We start from the raw sequence: 18120 nt of genomic DNA, 5'->3' as shown, positions 1-18120 counted from the left end.
TTAGTGAACAGAAAATTTAAGGAGGTCCATCAAATGGAACAATGGAATGGATTTAAAGGAAAAACTTGGAAAGAAGAAGTAAACGTACGCGACTTCATCCAAGAAAACTACACACCTTATGACGGAACAGATGAATTCCTAGCAGATGCTACTGAAGCAACGACGAAGCTATGGGATCAAGTCATGGAACTGAACAAGCAAGAGCGTGAAGCTGGCGGCGTATTGGATATGGATACAAAAGTCGTTTCAACGATCACTTCTCATGGACCTGGCTACTTAGACAAAGACTTAGAAACAGTTGTTGGTTTCCAAACGGAAAAACCATTTAAACGCAGCTTGCAACCATTTGGTGGCATCCGCATGTCAGAACAAGCAGCAGAATCTTATGGCTATGAAATTGATGCGGAAGTCTCTCACATTTTCCGTGACTACCGTAAAACACATAACCAAGGAGTTTTTGATGCTTATACACCTGAAATCAGAGCAGCGCGCCGTTCTGGTGTAATCACAGGTCTTCCTGATGCTTACGGCCGTGGCCGAATCATTGGTGACTACCGACGTGTGGCATTATACGGTGTGGACTTCTTGATCAAAGAAAAACAACAAGACCTATTGTATTGCGGAAACGGAACGATGTCTGAAGACATTATCCGCCAACGTGAAGAATTGAGTGAACAAATTCGTGCGTTAAGCGAATTGAAAGAATTAGGAAACATTTACGGATTTGATATTTCTAAACCAGCTCAAACGGCGAAAGAAGCATTCCAATGGTTATATCTTGGTTACTTAGCAGCCATCAAAGAGCAAAATGGTGCAGCAATGTCATTGGGACGTACGTCAACTTTCCTTGATATTTATGTTGAACGCGATTTGAAAAATGGCGTGATCATTGAAGAAGAAGCACAAGAAATCGTTGACCATTTCGTCATGAAACTACGTCTTGTGAAATTTGCTCGGACGCCTGATTACAACGCATTGTTCTCTGGTGACCCAACTTGGGTAACTGAATCAATCGCTGGTATGGGTGAAGACGGACGTCATATGGTAACGAAAAACAGCTTCCGTTTCTTACACACTTTAGCAAACTTAGGCCCAGCACCAGAACCAAACTTGACTGTTTTATGGTCAACACGTTTGCCTCATAATTTCAAAACATTTTGTGCGAAAATGTCTATCCAAACATCAGCGATTCAATATGAAAACGATGATGTGATGCGTGGACATTGGGGCGATGACTACGGAATCGCTTGTTGTGTATCCGCAATGCGTATCGGGAAACAAATGCAATTCTTTGGTGCTCGTGCCAACTTAGCAAAAACATTGTTGTATGCAATCAACGGTGGGGTCGATGAAAAATCAAAAGCACAAGTTGGACCAAAATTCCAACCAATTACTTCTGAATACTTGGATTATAACGAAGTAATGGAAAAATATGACACAATGATGGACTGGATTTGTGATCTGTATGTGAACACATTGAACATCATTCATTACATGCACGACAAATATTCTTATGAACGCATTGAAATGGCGCTACAAGATACAGACATTCTACGTACGATGGCTACTGGTATCGCTGGTTTCTCTGTTGCAGTTGACTCATTATCAGCGATCAAATATGCCAAAGTTCGTACGATCCGTGATGAAAACGGCATTGTTGAAGATTACGAAATCGAAGGCGATTATCCGAAATACGGAAACAATGATGACCGCGTAGATGATATCGCAGTCAACTTGTTGAAAGCCTTCATGAAAAAAGTAAAACGCACGAAAACATACCGTGATTCAAAACACACAACGTCGATCCTTACTATCACTTCTAACGTGGTTTATGGTAAGAAAACAGGGAACACTCCTGATGGACGTCGTGCAGGCGCACCATTTGCTCCAGGTGCAAACCCAATGCATGGTCGCGATACGCATGGTGCTTTGGCAAGTCTTTCATCAGTTGCGAAATTACCATATGATTACTCATTAGATGGTATTTCAAACACCTTCTCGATCGTACCTAAAGCATTAGGACGTGACGACGAAACACAACAAGAAAACCTAGCAACAATGCTAGATGGCTATGCAGCAAAAGGTGGTCACCACTTAAATATCAACGTATTTAACCGTGACACATTGCTTGATGCGCAAGCTCACCCAGAAAAATACCCACAATTAACAATTCGGGTATCTGGCTATGCAGTAAACTTCATTAAATTAACAAAAGAACAACAAGATGACGTGATTGCTCGTACAATGCACGAAGCAATGTAATAAGCAACAACTTCAGGCGGCGGACGGGAAAATCCGCCGCCTCTTGTTTTGAAAGTATCAGACGGAGCGTGGTCATCCGTCGTTTCGAAGAAAGGAAGAGCATTATGGCAGTAACAGGACAAGTACATTCAACAGAAAGTTTTGGATCAGTAGATGGACCAGGTATCCGTTTTATTGTATTCATGCAAGGATGCCGCATGCGTTGCCAGTTTTGTCATAATCCAGATACATGGAAGATTGGCACCGGTGTCGAACGAACGACTGATGATGTCTTAGAAGAGGCATTGAAATATCGCGAATTCTGGGGACAAAAAGGTGGGATCACCGTCAGTGGTGGGGAACCATTGCTTCAGATGGACTTTCTGATCGATCTGTTTCGTAAAGCCAAAGCAGAAGGTGTCAGCACGACATTAGATACTTGTGGAAAACCATTTACACGGGAAGAACCATTTTTTAGCAAGTTTCAAGAGCTGATGACCGTTACTGACTTGTTATTGTTTGATATCAAGCACATCGATAACAAAGCCCATAAAGAGCTAACTACTCAATCCAATGATAATATTTTGGATATGGCGAATTATCTTTCAGAGATCAATCAACCTGTCTGGATTCGTCACGTGCTGGTTCCTTTGAGAAGCGACTATGATGAATTTTTGATCCGTTTGGATGAGTTTATCAAAACACTGAAGAATGTCGATAAAGTTGAGATCTTACCTTATCACACGATGGGGAAATACAAGTGGGATGAGCTAGGCTTGAAATATCCCCTTGAAGGGATCGAACCACCAACCGAAGATCGGGTGAAAAATGCCAAACGTTTGCTCCATGTAGATGACTATAAAGGCTACTTAACCCGTTGATCAAAACAGGAAAGAAGAGATTGCTATTGCTTCTTTCCTGTTTTTTTACTATGATTAGAAAGTGAATATCAATTGAAATAGGAGCGATGAAGAAATGTCGAAAATATTAGTATTCGGTCATCAAAATCCTGATACCGACGCCATTGGTGCAGCAATTGCCTTTGCAAATTTACAAAATCAACTTGGAAAAGATTGTGAAGCAGTAGCGCTTGGTACACCGAATGAAGAGACACAATTTGCGTTAGATACCTTTGGCCTAACTGCCCCTCGGGTGATCGATTCAGTGGCAAAGGAAACCCAAGAAGTAATGTTAGTGGATCATAATGAATTTCAACAAAGTGCAGCGGATATTACGGATGTCACTGTGTTGGCAGTAGTTGATCATCATCGTATCGCTAACTTTGAAACGGCAAATCCACTGTATTATCGTGCAGAGCCGGTCGGTTGTACAAGTACGATCGTGTTGAAATTATACAAAGAAAATCAAGTGGAAATTCCAAAAGCGATCGCAGGAATCATGCTCTCAGCGATCATCTCTGATACATTGTTGTTTAAATCACCAACATGTACCGACGAAGACGTAACAGCAGCCAAAGAACTAGCCGTTATAGCAGATGTAGAACTGGAAGTCTATGGATTAGATATGTTAAAAGCTGGTACGAATCTTGGAACAAAATCAGCAGCAGAATTGCTGGACCTAGATGCCAAAAGCTTCCCAATGGGTGCTAAAAACATCCGTATCGGACAAGTTAACACGGTTGATCTAAAAGAAGTCTTTGACCGTCAAGCAGAGTTGGAAGCGGCTATGAAGGATTCAATAGCAGCAAATGGCTATGATCTGTTCTTGCTGGTTGCCACTGATATCTTAGATAGTAATTCTGAGCTGCTAGTCATTGGTGAACCAACTGCCCCAGTAGAAGCAGCCTTTAAAACGACATTAACCAACAATCGTGCGTTTTTACCTGGTGTCGTTTCTCGTAAAAAACAAATCGTACCTCAATTAACAGAGGTTTTTGAAGGATAATTAAGCTAACTGTCTGAATGCTGGTGAGATCTGTTTTGGTAGATCAAACCAGCATTTTTCATGATTGTTTGGATAAGGAGTACACGCAGTGAAATTTTTTTATAGTCCCCACTTTCGCTCATTGCAACCGATACTGGAATCTTCGAAATTCCATGAATTGGTAGAGGAGCTATTAAATAGCCAAGAGCCGCCAACGCTACGAGCATTAAAAGCGAAGTTTACAGATGGTTCATTTGATAAAATTCTTGACCGCTTGATCGCAGAAAAGTTAATCGTCCGTCAAGAACGACGCTATTATTTAGGCTTCCCCATCTATACTGAACATGATCAACAGCAGATACAAGTAAGTGATGATTTCTATCAAGCAGCGTGCCATTGGTCAACACAAGAAATCGCTGGTTTTATCAAAAGCTTTGCTGCGTCAAGTGTTGAAAATAAATACTTTTATGGTTGTCAGAAAGGGGTTGAACAAGGAGCGGTCTATGCATTGAGCCATGAACAATTTCAGTTGATCTCTTACTCAGAAACACAGTGGCCACCAACACTGCCTGCTTTTTTTGAAGCGAATGAACAGTTGCGTACCCTTGCGATCTTTGATGAATTAATGGATTTGATCGGTGATGTCGATCCAGTCTATTACTTAGACCAAGTGAGTGTGATCCTTGAACGCATTCGTAAAAACAAAAAAGTCCGTCCGAGTATTTTTCTGGAATCACTTCAACGGGTCGAGATCATAAGTCCTGAGCTACATTTGTTGCTGGAAGAAATAAATTGTGATAATCTAAAAAACGAGCGTTATCCGTCTTCTGAAAAGGATCTGTTCGTCCAACGCCTTGTGATCGCTCACTTGGCAAACAAATCAGGTTCATACAATACACTTTATTTCAATAATAATTAAAACTTCTAATAATTATGTTATTTGTTTTAAATTTTCTGACTATTAAAAAGCTGCTAGATTCGATTCTAGCAGCTTTTTTTCTTATTTCTTCAAATGATAATTTGATGAATAAAAATTAAAAAACAACAATCGTTTTGTTTGGAGTTTTGATTTCTTGATGATATGATGATTCTAGAACTTTGAAAGGGGATATAAAAATGGAAGGATATAAAACGGTTGATTTTGAACAGTTGGAACAAAACAAAACGAAAGCAGAAATGATCACGTTCGTATCAATGTCAGAAATAGAAACTGCTCGGCAAGCAATTACAAAAGCGGGGATCGATGAAACGCGTTTTTCTGATGGCGATCTCATTCTTGCTTTAAAACAAAAGGAACGGTTTGGGGCAAATACGATCGTTTCCGTGATCATTGATTGGCTCATCAATCAAAACTATCTGGTGAATCCAGCTCATGCCATGCGTTACTTAGCAAAGAAAATGGCAAATGGGCCAGTTACGAGTTACAAATTATTAAGTGAGGGTGAGTTTGATTGTGACGGGAACTATTACTTGATTGCTCGCACAAACACCTCCTCATCGGCAAATAAAGTCTATAAAGTTTACACGGATGGACAAGTAAAAGAGCTTTGGCAGGCAAAATAAGTACAGATGATTTCGGCTCTAGTGAATAAGGAAAACGGCTGTGTAAGCAGTAGTTAGCGGAAAAAGGATTTTCTTAGATTGAAGGTTGTGAAAGACGCGTGAAACTAAACATTCGAATCGGCTTAGCTGGCAGTCATCTTCTGATTGGTGCATTCAGCTTGCTCGGCGCTCTGCTGACGCTTTATAAAGTACCGACAAGTTTTGGTGCGATCCAAGCCTTGTTAGGTGAAATTTATTATACCGATACGGTATTTGACCGATTTACTCAGCTCTTCTTGTTGGGGATTATCAGTCTTTATACCGTGGTGACCAGTTTTTATGGGTTTCGATTTTGGTGTTTTTGCTCCGCCTCTTCTGCATTTGGGACACTGTTGGCATATTTTGAATTAACTGAAACACTTCCAGTGATGGTAGTTTTCATTCTTGTTTTAGCAAGTTTGTTTCAGTTATGGGTAGTCACATACTTCATTTTCCAAAAGCTAAAAAGTAGAGCTGAAACAGGTTGAACTGATACGTTCAAGCTGTTTTTTTCTGTCAAAGATTATTTGTTGGCAACTAGGGTTATTGCGTTACTAGCGCAGTGTTTTATGCTATGCTAGATAGAGAGATGTAGTTGATTTGAAACGATTTCTAAAAGATGAAAGAGCGTAACAAGGTCGTTGGCATTTCAGTCAGCGATCAAAATGAATTTGAGGAGGACTGATGAGAGAGTGGTTACCAAACAACAGGTACTGACTGCGGAAAAAGACTTTCTGAGTGGTGAAAATTTTTATGTACAGCATTTCTTAGGCGCCCATCAAGTAGATGATGGCTACGTGTTTCGCGTTTGGGCACCAAATGCTCAGCAAGTTTGGCTTGTTGGCGACTTCAACCAATGGACGGACACCTTGCCGATGAACAAAAGGGCAGAATCCGGTGTTTGGGAAATTGAGACCAATCAAGTAAAAGAAGGACAGCTTTACAAATACAAAGTAAAACAAGCAAATGGACGAGAAGTATTGAAGATCGATCCTTTTGCTGTCCATTTCGAAGCTCGACCAGGAACTGCTGCCGTGTTGCATTCGATCCCACAAAAAAAATGGCGGGATGGGTTATGGCAAGGACGGAAAAAAAGACAAAAAACATTTAATCGACCTCTTAATATTTATGAAGTTCATGCCAGCTCCTGGAAGCACCACGAAGATGGCACCCCTTATCGCTTCTCCGAATTAAAAGATGAACTTATTCCTTACGTGAAAAAAATGGGCTACACCCATATCGAATTTATGCCTTTGATGGAACATCCCTTAGGAACCTCCTGGGGCTATCAATTGACTGGTTACTTCGCACTTAGCTCCTATTATGGGACACCAGAAGAGTTTCAAGACTTTGTAGAGGCTTGTCATTTGGAAAATATAGGTGTCTTCGTTGATTGGGTGCCAGGACATTTTTGTGTCAATGATGACAGTCTTGCCTATTATGATGGCACGCCGACCTTTGAATACATGGATGAAAACCGTGCGAAAAATGTTCGCTGGGGTGCGATCAACTTTGATCTAGGCAAACCGCAAGTCCAAAGCTTTCTGATCTCAAGTGCATTGTTCTGGATCGAATTTTACCACATTGATGGTATTCGGGTAGATGCCGTTTCCAACATGATCTATCGCGATTATGATGAAGGTCCATGGGAACCGAATCACGAAGGGGGCAATCGGAATTTTGAAGGGTACTATTTCTTACAAAAGCTCAATTCAGTCATCAAGTTAGCCCATCCTGCAGTTGTCATGATTGCAGAGGAAAGTACTTCCGAGACCAAAATAACAGGAATGGTCGAAGGAGGCGCTCTCGGGTTTGACTACAAATGGAATATGGGCTGGATGAATGATGTCCTGCGTTTTTACGAAATGGACCCGATTTTCCGTAAAGATCATCTAAGTCTTTTATCTTTTTCTTTCATGTATCGGATGCAAGAAAATTATATCTTGCCACTCTCCCATGACGAAGTGGTTCATGGCAAAAAAAGTTTGATGCACAAAATGTGGGGAGACCGCTACAAACAGTTTTCACAACTACGAAATCTCTATACGTACATGATGATGCATCCAGGGAAAAAACTGTTATTCATGGGTAGTGAATGGGGACAGTTTTTAGAATGGAAATATGATCATGGTCTTGAATGGGTCGATTTAAACGACGCATTCAATGCAAAAATGCAGTTCTTCACCCAGACCTTGAATGAATTATACAAAGAAGAACGAGCCCTTTGGGAATTGGATGATCAAGAAGATTCATTGATGGTGATCGATGCAGACAACTTAGATGAAACGACATTGACTTTCTTACGACAAGGAAAAACGAAAAAAGACTTCTTGATCGTGGTTGTCAATCTGACACCAGTGGAGCGTCACGATTTTGCGATCGGCGTGCCATACGAAGGAACGTATCGCGAGATTTTAAACACGGAACGGGATGTATTTGGCGGAACTTGGGTGGCGAATAACCCAGACTGTCAGACCAGTAATACCCCTTTTAAGCAATACGACTATCAAATCAAAACAATTTTGCCTGCACTTGGGGCTTTAATCATCAAACCAGAAAAAATCAAAATGACTCGAAAAAAAGCAGTAAAGAAAGTACAAAAAAAAGAGTAGAGGGGGAACGGTGAGTAGATCACCAAACAAAATGAAAACAGAGATGTTAGCAATGATCCTCGCAGGGGGACAAGGGACTCGATTAGGGAAATTAACAAAGAATATTGCTAAACCAGCGGTTCCATTTGGTGGTAGATATCGGATCATCGATTTCACGTTGAGTAATTGTGTCAATTCAGGAATCAAAAATGTGGGTGTTGTCACTCAGTACCAGCCATTAGCACTAAACAACCATATCGGAAATGGTGCGAGCTGGGGATTGGATGGAATCAGTACCGGTGTGACGATCTTACAGCCATATTCAAATTCAGAAGGCGAAAAATGGTTTGAAGGAACTGCCCATGCGATCTATCAAAACATCGCTTATATCGATGAGATGGACCCGCAATATGTCTTGATTTTATCAGGCGACCATATCTACAAAATGGATTATGAAGAAATGCTGGAAAAACACAAAGAAAATGATGCTTCATTGACGGTTGCAGTTCTCGAAGTACCGATGAAAGATGCCTCGCGTTTCGGAATCATGAACACCGATAAAAATGACCGTATCATCGAATTTGATGAAAAACCAGCCGAACCAAAGAGCAATCTCGCTTCAATGGGGATCTATATTTTCGATTGGAGTCGTCTTCGCAGTATGCTGTTGAGTAACTATACAAAAGACGGCGAAATGGTCGATTTTGGGAAACATGTCATTCCTTCTTATCTCGAAAGCGGCGACAACGTTTTTGCCTATCGCTTCTCTGGCTATTGGAAAGACGTAGGAACGATCGATTCATTGTGGGAAGCCAATATGGAATTTATTGATCCAGCAATGGAGTTGAATATTCGGGATAAAAGTTGGCAAGTATTTTCTAAAAACCCAATCGCACCACCACATTTTGTGACTGAGACTGGGGCTGCGAGAAACTCTCTCGTGATGGATGGCTGTTATGTTGCAGGGGAAATCGAGCACAGTATTTTATCAGAAAATGTACAGGTGAAAGAAGGATCGACGATCAAGGACAGCGTGATCATGCCTGGAGCGGTGATCGGTAGAAATGTTAAATTAAACCGAGTGATCGTTGGGGAAAATGCAGTGATTGGTGACGACGCAGAGATCGATGGAACAGACGAAATTGCCGTAGTCGGCTATTCTGAAATTTTAGGGGTGACGATTGATGAGAACTAATAAAATGTGTGCGATTTTAGGGAATCTGCAACGATACCAAGACTTGATGCCATTAACAGAAAACCGTCCGCTGTCGACCTTATTGTTTGACTGCAAGTATCGCTTGTTAGATTTCAATCTTTCAAGTATCGAAAATGCCAATATCAAGCAAGTCTATATGATTTTCAATGAAGGAGAAACGCAGTCGGTCTTCGATCATATCGGTGGCGGAAAAGAGTGGAACTTGGACGGCGTACAAAACCGTTTCTTTATTCACCTGTTCCAAGACTCATTGAAAAAGCAAGCAGAAGGACAAGAGTATTACTATAATGTCATCGACTATTTGGAAAAATCCAAATCGGATCATACCGTATTTATGGGCAGCAAAGTCTTATGCAACATTGATTTACGTGCCTTGCTGAAAATCCATCAGCTACAAGGCAATGAAATGACCGTTGTGTACAAACGCATCAGCAGTGACAATATTTGCGAAAGTGATCTGTTGTTCAATGTAGACAGTGAAGGTCACTTAGAAGAAGCGATCCAAGCGAAAAAAGGTGAGGTCAGTGACCTTGTCAACTTATGTACGGATATTTTTATCATTCAAACAGATCGTCTGATCGCTGCGCTAAAAGAGGGGCAAAAAGTTGGCGCAACGGCAGACCTCGGTCAATTTTTACGAGAAATGATTGCTGTTGAAAATACCGGTCTATATGAATACACTGGTTACTTAAGTAACATTTATGATATCTCTTCTTATTATCAAACAAATATGGACATGCTCGATGTGCATAAATTTACGTCGTTGCTTTATTCGAATCAAAAGATCTATACCAAACTGAAAAACGAAGTGCCAACGTATTATTCGGAAACATCTGACGTGAAAAATAGCCACTTTGCTTCTGGCTGCATCGTGGAAGGAACGGTCGAACAGTCACTCGTTGCCCGCCGCACGAAGATCCATCCTGAAGCAAAAGTCAAAGGAGCGATCATCTTCGGAAATAATGAGATCAAAGCAGGTGCCGAAGTCTCTTATGCGATCCTAGATAAAAATGTGACCATCGCAGAAGGTGTCAAAGTACAAGGAACCAAAGAAACGCCAATCGTCATTAAGAAAAATTCTCATGTCACCCAAGACGTTATTGGAGGGGCAAGCGCATGAAGGTTCTGTTTACAGCAGCGGAATGCGCCCCATTTTTTAAAACAGGCGGATTAGGGGATGTTGCAGGGGCATTACCAAAAGAATTGGTCAAAAAAGGCGTCGAGACGATTGTGGTCTTACCCTATTTCACGAAAATGCCTGCTGAATACCAGGAGCAAATGGAAGATTGTTTTTCCTTTGAAGTGGCGGTCGGCTGGCGCAAGCAATATTGTGGGATCAAAAAATTAGTTCTAGGCTCTGTGACCTATTATTTCATAGACAATCTCTACTATTTTGGCCGCGAACGGCTCTATGATTTTTATGATGATGGGGAACGCTTTGCTTTCTTCCAATTAGCCGTGATCGAAATGATGGAACGCATTGAATTTATCCCAGACATCGTTCATGTCAATGATTACCATACGGCGATGATTCCGTTCTTGATCAAAGAAAAATATCATTGGATTCAAGCGTATCAAAACATACGCACCGTTTTGACGATCCATAACATTGGGTTTCAAGGGTGGTATAGTCGCGATATTTTACCGGATCTTTTTGGGATGGGGACTGAGAGATACGATGATGGCACGCTACGTTTAAACGATTGTTTGAACTTTATGAAAGCTGGAATCTTGTATGCTGACCGTATCACGACGGTCAGTCCTTCCTATAGTGAAGAAATCAAAACCTCTGAGTTCGGCTGTGGGCTTGAAGTCATTTTACGCATGGAAAGCGGCAAACTCAGTGGCATCTTAAACGGAATTGATTATGAAATGAACGATCCAGAAACCGATCCTCATTTGGACTATCCTTTCAGTGTCGAGGATTTATCAGGAAAAGCTAAAAACAAGCGAGCGCTACAAGAACAATTTGGTTTGCCTACCCGTAAAGATGTCCCATTGATTTCTGTTGTTAGCCGTTTGACCACTCAAAAAGGATTCCATTTGGTCCTTGAAGAAATGGAAAATCTCTTGCAATTTGATGTTCAGTTCATCTTACTAGGGACTGGCGAACATGATTTTGAAGAAGGCTTTCGCTATTTTGCTCAGAAATATCCTGACAAATGTGCTGCCGCGATTTCTTTTGATATTGCATTGGCGCAAAAGTTATACGCAGCAGCGGATCTTTTCTTGATGCCTTCCGCCTTCGAACCATGCGGACTGTCACAGATGATCGCGATGCGCTATGGTACATTACCGGTCGTTCACGAAATCGGTGGCTTGAAAGATACGGTAGATTCCTATAATCCGATCACGAAACAAGGTACCGGCTTTGGCTTTCAAGAGTTTTCACCATTTTACTTGATGAATGCCTTGAAGCAAGGGATCGAATTGTATCAATCTGATCAGGCAACGTGGAACGTATTGGTCAAGCAAGCAATGGAAAAAGATTTCAGCTGGAATCAAAGTTCCGATCTTTATATCCAGTTGTATAATACTATCAAAGTTTGATTGTTTTAAGACAGAAGAATCCTTGTCTGCAACAGAACTGCTAGTTGTATGACTAGCAATTTTGGCGGCAAGGATTCTTCTTTTTTATAAATTGAATGCAAAAAGGAGTGTAATCCTATGACAAAAGAACGATTGCGTGAACTGCTAGAAATCAGTGTTCATGAACTCTTTGCGATTGAAGTGGATGAAGCTTCACCGCAGGAATTGTTTCAAGCACTAGCCAATGTGGTGAAGCAAATCTATTCAGAAGACTGGCGTCAAACCAGAAAAAATCTCTTGCTGGAGGATCAAAAACAAGCGTACTATTTTTCAATCGAATTTTTGCCTGGCAAAATGCTAAAAAGCAATTTGTTGAATATGCAGCTACTGGAGCAAGCGGAAGCCGTTTTTGAAGAGTTAGGCGTTTCCCTTGATGAGGTTGCGGATACAGAAAAAGACATGGCTTTAGGAAACGGGGGCCTCGGTCGTTTGGCCTCTTGTTTTATGGATTCGCTGGCTTCATTAAGCTTGCCGGGAAATGGGAACGGGATTCGCTATCGCTATGGATTATTTAAACAAAAATTTATTGACGGCCATCAAGTAGAATTACCAGATGATTGGTTACGCTCTGGGAATGTCTGGGAAGTCCGCAAAGAAAGCAAAGCGGTGCCTATTCGATTTGGTGGGCAGGTCTATCTTGTTACGGGAGAGGACGGAAAACTAGCACCAGTCTATGAAGGCGGCTTTACCTGGCGGGCAGTTCCGTACGACACCGCGATGGTTGGTTATCAGAACCAACACATCAACACACTGCGCTTGTGGAGTGTCGAAGTGCCTGCTGAAGATGAGGCGCATTATGCGACATTGGAATCACGGCAAGCCTTAGAAAATTTGACTGCTGTTTTATATCCAGATGACTCAAACGAGATCGGCAAACGCACACGATTGATGCAAGAATACTTTTTTGTTTCTGCAGGCATTCAGAGTATCATTCGCTATTATAAAAAATCGAATCTGCCTTTAGCGATGCTCAGTGAACGAGTAGCAATCCATATCAACGACACGCACCCAGCGCTTTGTGTCCCAGAACTGATGCGTATTTTAGTTGATGAAGAAGGCCTTGCTTGGGAACAAGCGTGGTCGATCACCGTGAAAGTCATGAGTTATACGAACCATACGATCATGGCGGAAGCTTTAGAAAAATGGCCAGTTCGCATGATTGAAGAAGTGTTGCCGAGAATGGATCAGATCATCAAAGAAATTGATCGGCGCTTTGTCGAAGGAATGCAAGGGGTCCATCCGCAAGCCTTACTGGATCGGACGCGAATCATTATTGATGATCAAGTCCATATGGCACATCTAGCCATCATCGGCAGCCATAGTGTCAATGGGGTAGCCAAGCTCCATTCTGATTTACTAAAATCAGTAGTACTCCATGACTTCTATCTCATTTATCCTGCCCGTTTCAACAATAAGACCAACGGCATCGCACAACGGCGTTGGCTTCAGCTAGCCAATCAACCATTAGCCAAAGTGCTGGATCAGTCGATCGGTACTAGTTGGCGCAATGACCCCTTGGATCTGCAGCTGCTCAAAAATTATTATGATGACGAAAACGTTCTGCAACAAATTGCCGACGCAAAAATGAGTAACAAGCGTGCACTGGCAAAGTACATTCAAAAAGCAACGGGCATTACAGTAGATCCAACGGCAATTTTTGATGTGCAGATCAAACGCCTGCATGCGTACAAACGACAACTGCTGAATCTAATGCATATCTTGAAGCTCTACTTTGAGGTCAAAGACGATCCGACTGCAGCGTTTCATCCAAGAGTCTTTATTTTTGGTGCCAAAGCAGCACCAAGCTATCACTACGCCAAATCAATCATCAAAGTCATCAATGAAGTGGCGAATCTGATCAATCATGATGAAACCATCATTGACAAAATAAAAGTTGTCTTTTTAGAAAATTACAACGTTTCCTTGGCAGAAAAAATCATTCCAGCAGCGGATGTCAGTGAACAAATTTCGTTGGCTTCAAAAGAAGCGTCGGGAACAAGTAATATGAAATTAATGCTGAATGGGGCAGTAACGATCGCCACTTTAGATGGTGCGAATATTGAGATTCGAGATGCGATCGGTGATGAAAACATTGCGATCTTTGGACTAACGGAAGAAGAAGTGTATCAGTATTACGCCCAGCGTAATTATTCTGCCTATGCGTATTATGAGTCAGATCCAGTACTTCAACGGGTAGTCAATGCCTTTATAGATGGGACGATCCCGAATATCCAAGTAGAAGGTCGCGAGATCTTTGATTCACTTTTGAAATACAATGATGAGTACTTTTTATTAAGAGATTTCCACGCCTATTGTGACGCCCAGCATCGGGTGGATATTGCTTATCAAGATACCCATCGCTGGCAAAAAATCAGTCTAATGAATATTGCCAATGCAGGCAAATTTTCGGCAGATGAAACGGTGCGAAATTATGCAGCAGATATTTGGCAGATCGATCCATTATTTGCCCATATCAAAGAACCAAATGCGGCAAGCTTGACGGAGTCAGTGCCTCCGTTGGGAAACGATTGAAGTGTCTTCGGTTGAAATGGCGCAGTCTTTCGTGAAATTCTCTTTTATTTGTGGTATGATGAAAAAAATGCATGTAAGAGGATGAGTACAGTGGCAAATTATTTAGATGTGAAACGAAAATACTTCCGTTTTCCTGCTTATGATGATACAGATGGTGTGAAACTGCAATCTGAGCATCGCCCCGCCTTCAGTAAAGCAGATGATTGGATTTTAACAGAAATAAAAGATACCGTGAGTCATTCTCACAAGGAAGAAAAACAATCTTTGCAGCGTAAAGTGCAGTCAAGCCAACGGGATCGCGGACATAATGTGCGTCAAAAAGAAGAACTCGCCAACCACCGTGCCAACTTACCTCAGTATGGAAAACGTCCGGTGAAAGAGCAGATGCCGACAGGAAAAACCAATTTTTTTGGTAAGGATGCTAAGCACTCTTCTTATCAAGTCACGAGCAAACAAGAACGAGCAGAAGTAGCTGCAACGCCAAAAAAAGAGTACTCAGGTCGTTCTTATTTTGTTCCTAAATATATCCCAGCTTCAATAATCCCTGATGAACAAAAACCAGAAATTACGTCTGATGACCTGATGGAGGCTATGGCAAAAAAACAAGAAAGCTATTTGTTGTTTGATACCGAACCAGCAGCTTACCAAGTCAAAGAAGAAAATGATCCGACTGTCAAAAAATTCAATCGTCCCCAATCAGTGGGGATGACCCGCAGTGAATTTCGTGCCAATAGTAAAAAAAATGGCGATAAAAAGCGGTCCGTTCTAGATCGTTCTTTACAAGGAATGATTGAAGACGATCAACGGGAGGATTCAGCAAACGGTTATTTTCGTTCGGAGTAACTTAGCAAACAGAAAATAAATAGCAGGAACCAGAATTGAAAGAAAAAATACGGATGAAACCAGTTAGAAGCTTAAATCTAACTGGTTTTTTGATTAGTCATTATAACAAATGAATGTATGGCAGTTGGAGGTCTGCATCACTCGATGGAGAAATTGGTTTTTGTAGACTATGAAAGGGAGAGAATCGCAAATTGTGTACTTTTTTGATCGTCTTTGAAGAAAAACGGTGCTATGATTCATGGAGATGTTTGATTGATTTTATTAAATTGTTTTAGTAATTAAATCCTGCTCAAATATTTTAATTTTCGCTTGCCTTTTGATATGCTAAGAACAAGGGGGAATCAAATATGGAAGTTGATCTACAAATGCTGGCGATGATTTTCTTTATCAATCTCGCTTATGTTACATTGAACACACTGCGGTTTTTATTGACCATGAAAGGGTATCGCGTGATTGCCCCATTAGTGAGTATGATCGAAATCACGATCTATATTTTAGGCTTATCGATGGTATTGGATCGTTTGGATAACCCACTGAATCTCTTGTTCTATGCATTAGGTTATGCTGCAGGAGTCAGTATTGGGATCAAAATCGAAGATAAGCTGGCTCTGGGCTATACAATGGTCACAGTGATCCTACCTAGTAATACGGATGAGGAAAAGAGTTTGCCAAAGATCTTACGACAAGAAGGCTACGGAGTTACACAAAGTTATGGAGAAGGCTTAGAAGGGCCACGACTGATTTTAGAGATTCTGTCCCAAAGAAAAAGTGAGAAAAAGCTCTATCAAACCATCAAAGCGGTGGAAGAGCGAGCGTTTATCATCAGCTATGAACCCAAGTATATCTCGGGCGGTTTTTGGACCAAAAAAATCAGCCGTAGAGAGGCGAAGCTGAAAAAGCAAGTACCTGTTGATTGAGGAATTAGAGGCAGCTTGATCCATTCGTGAAGAATAGTTGCATAAGAAGCAGGGAGTTTATTGATGAGAGGAAGCGTTAGGTGTGGAAAAGAAAGCAAATGGTATGATGGCGGTCATCGCTGCATTGATCTCAAACATTTTGGTGGCGATCAGTAAGTTTGTCGGTTATGCCTTGAGCGGTAGTGCGGCCATGCTGAATGAAAGCATTCATAGTGTCGTGGATTGCAGCAATCAGATCTTTTTAGTGATCGGTGATAAACGGGCAACAAAGGGACAAAGTGAGCTGCATCAGTTTGGTGAAGGTCGAGCGAAATATTTTTTCAGCACGATCGTTGCGATGATGCTCTTCTTTGGTGGGGGCGCATTAGGCGTGATGGAAGCAGTGGAAAAGCTGCTGCATCCCGCCCATGAAGTCGGCAATACCTGGTTAGTGATCGCTATCTTGATTTTCGGGATGATCGTTGAAGGAAGTTCGTTGTGGATCGCAATCAAGGAGATCCGCGAGCTAAACGTCGAACGTCAACCAATCTATCGTTTTTTGAAAGAAAGTCGGCATAGTGAGATTTTGATCATTTTCACAGAAGACTTTTGTGCGGTGATCGGTCTGATGATCGCACTGATTGGAACGGTTTTAACAATGATTACCGGGAACGCATTTTTTGATGCCTTCAGCGGCTTATTGATTGGTCTTTTATTGATGGTAGCAGCGATCTTCTTAGCCCGCGAATTTTACAGTCTACTGATTGGGGAAAGTGTTACCAAACGTGATTTAGCGGTGATCAAACAAGCGTTTGAACGTCCCGATGTTGATCGCTTGATCGATGTGAAAACAGTCCATTTAGGGCCAGCTGAAATTTTGATTGCAGCGAAAGTCGATATTGCCGCAAAACAAGAAGAGGTCGGCTATGAGATCATTAATGAGATCGAAGCCGAGATCCGACATCAAATGGCAGATAAAAAAGTCTATATTTATATTGAAACGGATGAGTACGATCCTCACTACATGGAGAAGCGGCGCAAACTTGTGCGACCTTCCCACTGATTTAGCTAGAATAAAGCTGTTTTTTTTGATACAATAGACAAGGATTATCACATAGTGAAGGAGATTTCAAAATTATGATCAATGCAAGTGACTTAAGAGCTGGAATGACGTTTGTTCAAGACGGCAAACTTATCAAAGTATTAGATGCCAGCCACCACAAACCAGGTAAAGGAAATACGGTTATGCGTATGAAATTACGGGACGTTCGGACTGGTTCGACTTACGATACAACCTTCCGTCCAGAAGAAAAATTTGAAAAAGCGCATATCGATACGAAAGCTGTACAATACCTATATACAATGGACGATACCGCATTCTTTATGGATATGGAAACCTATGAACAATATGAAATTCCAGTTGAAGTGGTTGAAGAAGAAATGAAGTTCATTCTAGAAAACATGGAAGTAAAAATCCAATTCTTCGGCAGCGAAGTGATTGGCGTGCAATTACCTTCAAGCGTAATCTTGAAAGTTGTTGAAACACAGCCATCGATCAAAGGGGCAACTGTGACTGGTTCTGGTAAGCCAGCAACGATGGAAACGGGCTTAGTTGTCAATGTTCCTGACTTTGTTGAAGAAGGCGAAATGCTAGAAATCAATACAGCTGAAGGTACCTATTTAAAACGTGCAAAATAGCAAAAAAACCGCGACTTATTCGCGGTTTTTTCTTTGCTCTTGTTGTGTT

General features: G+C 41.4%; 15 protein-coding genes. All 15 read left to right on the top strand.

The window, feature by feature from the left end:
- Positions 1–33 precede the first annotated feature (33 nt).
- The 15 genes from pflB (at position 34) to efp (ending at position 18071) form a co-directional block, all read left to right on the top strand.
- Positions 34–2262 (top strand): formate C-acetyltransferase, encoded by a 2229-nt coding sequence (pflB, locus tag IGJ25_RS11485; protein WP_225001048.1) that lies wholly within the window; start codon positions 34–36, stop codon positions 2260–2262.
- Between the two features lie 104 nt (positions 2263–2366).
- Entirely contained in the window at positions 2367–3122 is a 756-nt protein-coding gene (pflA, locus tag IGJ25_RS11480; protein ID WP_225001047.1) for a pyruvate formate-lyase-activating protein, read from the top strand.
- A 94-nt stretch (positions 3123–3216) separates the two neighbouring features.
- Positions 3217–4146 (top strand): manganese-dependent inorganic pyrophosphatase, encoded by a 930-nt coding sequence (locus tag IGJ25_RS11475; protein WP_225001046.1) that lies wholly within the window; start codon positions 3217–3219, stop codon positions 4144–4146.
- 88 nt (positions 4147–4234) lie between these two features.
- On the top strand, positions 4235–5044 hold the full coding sequence (locus tag IGJ25_RS11470; RefSeq protein WP_225001045.1) for a DUF1803 domain-containing protein: 810 nt from the start codon (positions 4235–4237) through the stop codon (positions 5042–5044).
- A 197-nt stretch (positions 5045–5241) separates the two neighbouring features.
- On the top strand, positions 5242–5688 hold the full coding sequence (locus IGJ25_RS11465; RefSeq protein WP_194193704.1) for a hypothetical protein: 447 nt from the start codon (positions 5242–5244) through the stop codon (positions 5686–5688).
- A gap of 98 nt (positions 5689–5786) precedes the next feature.
- Positions 5787–6194, top strand: a complete 408-nt coding sequence (locus tag IGJ25_RS11460; protein WP_005229650.1) for a hypothetical protein — start codon at positions 5787–5789, stop codon at positions 6192–6194.
- 177 nt (positions 6195–6371) lie between these two features.
- A complete protein-coding gene (gene glgB, locus IGJ25_RS11455) occupies positions 6372–8318 on the top strand; it encodes a 1,4-alpha-glucan branching protein GlgB (protein ID WP_225001065.1) in 1947 nt (648 codons plus the stop codon).
- A gap of 31 nt (positions 8319–8349) precedes the next feature.
- A complete protein-coding gene (locus tag IGJ25_RS11450; protein WP_016610807.1) occupies positions 8350–9492 on the top strand; it encodes a glucose-1-phosphate adenylyltransferase in 1143 nt (380 codons plus the stop codon).
- Complete coding sequence (glgD, locus tag IGJ25_RS11445; RefSeq protein ID WP_151194983.1) at positions 9482–10633, top strand: glucose-1-phosphate adenylyltransferase subunit GlgD; 1152 nt, start codon at positions 9482–9484, stop codon at positions 10631–10633. The genes IGJ25_RS11450 and glgD overlap by 11 nt, the downstream gene beginning before the upstream one ends.
- Entirely contained in the window at positions 10630–12063 is a 1434-nt protein-coding gene (glgA, locus tag IGJ25_RS11440) for a glycogen synthase GlgA (protein WP_123834414.1), read from the top strand. Before glgD ends, glgA begins: the two co-directional genes overlap by 4 nt.
- Before the next feature lie 117 nt (positions 12064–12180).
- Entirely contained in the window at positions 12181–14634 is a 2454-nt protein-coding gene (locus IGJ25_RS11435) for a glycogen/starch/alpha-glucan phosphorylase (protein WP_225001044.1), read from the top strand.
- Between the two features lie 81 nt (positions 14635–14715).
- Positions 14716–15477, top strand: coding sequence for a hypothetical protein (locus IGJ25_RS11430; protein WP_225001043.1), 762 nt, complete (start codon positions 14716–14718; stop codon positions 15475–15477).
- 347 nt (positions 15478–15824) lie between these two features.
- A complete protein-coding gene (locus tag IGJ25_RS11425) occupies positions 15825–16394 on the top strand; it encodes a DUF2179 domain-containing protein (RefSeq protein WP_225001042.1) in 570 nt (189 codons plus the stop codon).
- A gap of 103 nt (positions 16395–16497) precedes the next feature.
- Entirely contained in the window at positions 16498–17436 is a 939-nt protein-coding gene (locus IGJ25_RS11420; protein WP_263638309.1) for a cation diffusion facilitator family transporter, read from the top strand.
- A 74-nt stretch (positions 17437–17510) separates the two neighbouring features.
- The gene (gene efp / locus IGJ25_RS11415; RefSeq protein ID WP_225001040.1) at positions 17511–18071 is read left to right on the top strand and encodes an elongation factor P; all 561 of its coding nucleotides are present in this window, start codon (positions 17511–17513) and stop codon (positions 18069–18071) included.
- The last annotated feature ends 49 nt before the right edge of the window (positions 18072–18120 follow it).

Source organism: Enterococcus sp. DIV0240d (assembly GCF_051711245.1).
GTDB lineage: Bacteria > Bacillota > Bacilli > Lactobacillales > Enterococcaceae > Enterococcus_D > Enterococcus_D casseliflavus.
This window is presented reverse-complemented; position numbering and strand designations above follow the sequence as displayed.